4 protein-coding genes are annotated in these 4690 nt (G+C 45.6%); 1 reads left to right on the top strand and 3 read right to left on the bottom strand.

What is annotated here, in order from left to right:
• The 3 genes from DSM107010_RS40660 to DSM107010_RS35795 all read right to left on the bottom strand — a co-directional run.
• On the bottom strand, positions 1-351 hold a 351-nt coding region (locus tag DSM107010_RS40660), incomplete at its 3' end, for an IS1/IS1595 family N-terminal zinc-binding domain-containing protein (RefSeq protein WP_422387919.1).
• A gap of 316 nt (positions 352-667) precedes the next feature.
• Complete coding sequence (locus DSM107010_RS35790) at positions 668-2080, bottom strand: amidohydrolase family protein (RefSeq protein ID WP_106168488.1); 1413 nt, start codon at positions 2078-2080, stop codon at positions 668-670.
• Positions 2081-2186: 106 nt separating this feature from the next.
• Positions 2187-3089 (bottom strand): helix-turn-helix domain-containing protein, encoded by a 903-nt coding sequence (locus tag DSM107010_RS35795; RefSeq protein WP_106168490.1) that lies wholly within the window; start codon positions 3087-3089, stop codon positions 2187-2189.
• Positions 3090-3631: 542 nt separating this feature from the next.
• On the opposite strand from DSM107010_RS35795, the gene DSM107010_RS35800 reads away from it, so the two are divergent.
• Positions 3632-4480 (top strand): DUF5895 domain-containing protein, encoded by an 849-nt coding sequence (locus tag DSM107010_RS35800; protein WP_106168489.1) that lies wholly within the window; start codon positions 3632-3634, stop codon positions 4478-4480.
• The last annotated feature ends 210 nt before the right edge of the window (positions 4481-4690 follow it).

Consider the following 4690-nt stretch of genomic DNA (forward strand, 5'->3'; position numbering starts at 1 on the left):
AACAAATGACCATAGCTCGTCACATTCAATCATTAATTTCCCTGGCAGTTTGACTGAAACTGTGACTTGGTGCGGAGTTCGAGCTAGCTTTTGATTGACATAATCTTGTAACCATGACCAGCTCACCTGAGTCACCCTGGCAATTCCTCGCAATGATATTCTCTCAAGCAAGAGCCGATCGATCAGATGCTTGGTTTCCTCTGAAACAGGTGAGTTAGTCGGATCGATCGCAAATTGGCGACCACAGCTTTTACATTGATGTTTTGGCTTGCCATTATGAGTTGAGCCATTTTTAATCACCTGCTCAGAACTACAGGTAGGACAGACTCCTTCTGAAGGTTCTTCACATATTTTTTGGGATGGTTCTATCACCTCTGGTGTTAATTTAGGCACTAGTAATACAAATGAGTAAAATAAGAACGCTAAAATTGTTGTCATCAAAAATACTAATTTTAGGCGAGTATGTGAGGATTATTTGTACTAGCTAATAGTATACAGAATGCCCAAAGGGCAGGAATTACAACCCACCACTACTTCCATATCACTACCCAGCTTCAACATCGGCTTGGGTCATTAAACGAATATTCAAGTCGTCAGTCATCACAGCCTCTTTGTTTTTTCAGGTCATTCAGCAATCGACTTCAAAGAAAATAGCGAATAAACTGTCTTAGTACCAATTAGCACGTCGGCGCACGGCAACCAGTGAATCTCTTGCTTCTCGGATAACTTGCTCGACGTTTAGTGCCGTAAGCTGAGAGTTATGTTTAAGGATACGTCCGTCAACCACAACCATGTCAACATTTGAGGGTTGTGCGGCTTCTACTAACAAATGTGCCGCATCGGTAAAAACGCCCATGTTGAGATTCATAGTTGACACCATAATCAAGTCAGCACGCTTGCCTGGTTTTAAGGAGCCAACGCGGTCAGCAATGTCCATAGCTCGCGCTCCGTCAATGGTTGCCAGTTCTAGAACGCGACGGGGCGACAACTTAAACTCGCTTTCGGCGCGTGCGTTGCCCACGCTCTGTATCGCTTTCATAATCGCAAACATATCCGCATTCCCTGCTAATGCCGTAGTGTCAACTCCAAGACTGACGAGTACCCTAGCCGAGAAAAGTTGCCCAACTGTAGGAAAGCCGAATCCGCCACGCATCTCCGTGTAGGGTGTCAGGCTCACCGATGTACCGCTTTTCGCTAACTGCTCAACCTCAGCCGGAGTCACCACAGTTGCATGAACGAGCTGCACGTCTTTTCCTAGCAATCCTTCTTTTGACATCAGTTCAATTTCCAGGGCTTCGCTACGTGAGGAATTAGCGTGAACTGTTATCGGTAGTCCCAACTTACGTGCCATTTCCCAATCGCGGCGATACATTTTATAGACAGAAACCTCACGTGGGGCGAATCCTAATGACAGTAAATTCTTTTGAGAGTCAGTCATCAATTCGCGTAAAGCTGCAATACTGTCAAAGTCCGTAGCTTCTTCTGATGGCTGAGCTTGATAGTAACCGTAGGAAAAACGCGCACGGATGCCCGTGTCTGTCAGCGCACGTAAAGCCGCTTTTGCATAATTGAGGGAGCGAACGTTGTGATTAAAATCGTGTACGGTTGTGATGCCTGAAAACAGTGCCTCAGCTGTAGCGAACCGCACGGCTCGATACATATCCTCTGGTGTGTATGCCTTGCCCAGACGTTTGGATAGGGGAAAGTAACCGCGTTCTTTTGTATCGCCAGACAAACTACGGAATAAGGAAGTCCACAGATGCCAATGTGTATCAATCAAACCTGGCAAGACGATCGTGTTTCGCCCATCAATATTCTTTGCTGTTGGAGCAATTAACCTAGTTCCAACGGCAACGATTTCGCCGTCACGCACATGTACGTCACTATTCGCCAAATCTCCGAGTGCGGAATCCATCGTCATCACGTATGCATTCCGCACCACAAACTCGCTACGAGCGGGCAATTGTCCCGCCGATCGCGTACCGATAACTGGGTCTGCTAAGATACCCGACATACCAAGCGAACCCAGCGCCGCTGCTCCTCTAAAAAACTCACGTCTTTTTATTGGGTGTCCGTTCATTGATCGCCTGCTACTTACTGTTTCTATTACTCCCGCCTTCTCAGTTCTCAGTATCGGGAACAAACAGATTTATTTCTGGCAAATTCTTCTGATTTTTGGCACGTTCTTACTGACTTGTTAAAAATCTTTTGGGTGTTACCCCAACCAGTCTCTTGAAGTGGTGGTTAAAATGGCTCTGATGAGCAAAGCCAAGGCGAAAGGCAATCTCTGCGATCGTGAGTTCTCTTTGTCGCAACAGATGTTTAGCTGCCTCCACTCGACACCCAATCACATATTGATGCGGGGTCAAACCAATTGACTGTTTGAACAAACTAGCAAAGTAGTTGGGACTCATCCTGACAACGGCAGCAAGTTCAGCCAAAGTCAAATCCTGCTCAAGATGGTTGTGGATGTATTCAATCGCCTGACGCAGTTGAGACTTGGATAATCCTCCGGTATACGTTGGAATACTGTTCTTCCTCGCACAATAATGCCGCAGTAAATGTGTAAACAATGTGCTGGTGAGGGAATCGGTGTATAACCGCCCACCTAAGCCATCCAACTCCAGCTCGGTTTTGAGGGCAAGCCCCAATCCATAAATTAACGGGTCAGATGTTGCTAGATGAGGCACGAGTTCAGTATCATCTACTTCAAACAGTTGAGCGGCGTAGCGGTTAAATATTGTAGGATCGAGGCTGAGGGTAATGTAATCGTGTTCTGCATCCCAACGCGCCCAATGCAAAATATTTGCTGGAATGACAATGACTTCCCCCTGTCTCAGCTCGTCACTAGAAATACGTCCGTCGAGGGCTTGCTCGTAGTGGGTTGAAGGGGGAATTCTAGTGTTAATCAAAATTAGGTGCTGCTTTGGAAAATTTTCGGGAATTTCATAGGGAGGATGACGATAGTATTCTAAATAAATTCCATCCCATTGCGCTCCACGACTTGTCAGAAGAGATCCGTTCGGCAGAATCTGCAAGACATCTTTCGCTTTGGTAAAGTCAACTGCTAGAGTATTTGCCTTTGACATCGCCTTCATATCTCTCTACAAGCTCAAGACGATTCTACCGCTAAGGGCAATGGTTCTCTCAAATTAGCTTTCTTGAGGAATCTAAACACACAATCGGTGAGAGAATAGCGATCCCGTTTGCCAAAACTTTAGTAATTTTATACTTGCTTTTCTAATGAACTATTCCCTCATAAATCGCTTTCGAGAGAATAAAAACTAGAAGCTACTGTAGATAAGGATTTCGGTAAAATCGCTCTGAATTAAATCATCTGTAGAAAATTAAGCGTGAAAACCATATATTACAACCCTTCTCAAGATTTATTTAGCTTTTCCTGACTCAGCGCGATCGATGAGGGTATTAGCACTACTGTACTCCCCCAATCGTTAATGGACCCCGCCAAGATTGCGGCACTTTCTATAAAGCGAAACCCGATCGAGTCGTAGTAGCAGAAGCAAATTGAAACAGGAAAGTAGTAGCTAATTAATGCTGCGATCGCCAACGTCCCAACCATACACCCATGCGCTTACGCGCCGCTTGGGGGTGATGTTTTTCTCATGCCCTCATGGAACTTCAAGATTTCCAAAACTCAGAGTTTACTGGCTCCATCGCTGGAATGCAAATCTGTCAAATCCTTAATGATAAATCTCCGACAACAGTTGGTCTATTTGTCAAGGCTAGTACCCTAGAACTCATCGGTTGGGAAGGAGAGCCGCCCAACTACGAACACACCTTCTCCAGTGGCGCAGTAGAGAAAGGGATACTCTATAAATCTCCCAAAATGCACATCTTAGCTACGTCTCCCCGATTTATCGAGTTGCGGGAGAGTAAGGAAATCATGGGAAACTACGAAACTCCAGAGGGACGCAAGCAATATCTCGAACTCGGCGATAAGGCAACCTTGCGTAGCTTTTACATGATTTACCTATTGGGTAAGGAGAACCAGAATCTACACAAAGTTCCGCTCGTCCTTTCGATTCATGGCGTTGCTGCTGCTAAATTTGGCGAAGCTGTTAACTCATTTAAAGTCAAAATGGAGATCGCGTATGCCCAACGGTTCAACTGCGGCTATCGCAGCCTTAACAAACGATTCCATTGCCTTTGCGCCTTCAATCCTACCTTTAAGCCATCCTTAGAACCACCCAACGGTGCGAAAAAGTCATGGGTAGCGATTCCAGAAACCATTGCTATGCCGTCATCGCAAGAGCTAGAGAAGTTTATCTGCTTAGAGAAAAGCCAGGAACTATGGGGTATTGCTGCCTCGGCTAACGGCTTTGCCAATCACATCCTCAAGACAGCAGACGATGAAACTCCTCCACTTCTTGCACCTACTCATCGAGTCCCTGAAAGCTTGCCACCGCAAACGGTTGAAACAACTGCTTTACCCGTTGATGAGGATGAAATCCCGTATTAAGTGCTAGTCGCTTTTTACACGCAAACTAGTTTATTGGTATATGATAGAGCGATTGAGTTGAATAAAGTCATCCGAGTGACGGAACTGCTTAGTTTAACTCAACCACTCCAAATGCCGAAAAACAAGAGGGCAGGGGTTTTGTCCGCTGTTGAGATGGTTGTGTATGGAAGAAGGTATTACTCCTTTAATCTGGTCTACTGTGGCGCAGAC

The sequence above is a fragment of the Chroococcidiopsis cubana SAG 39.79 genome, assembly GCF_003991895.1.
GTDB classification, from domain to species: Bacteria; Cyanobacteriota; Cyanobacteriia; order Cyanobacteriales; family Chroococcidiopsidaceae; genus Chroococcidiopsis; species Chroococcidiopsis thermalis.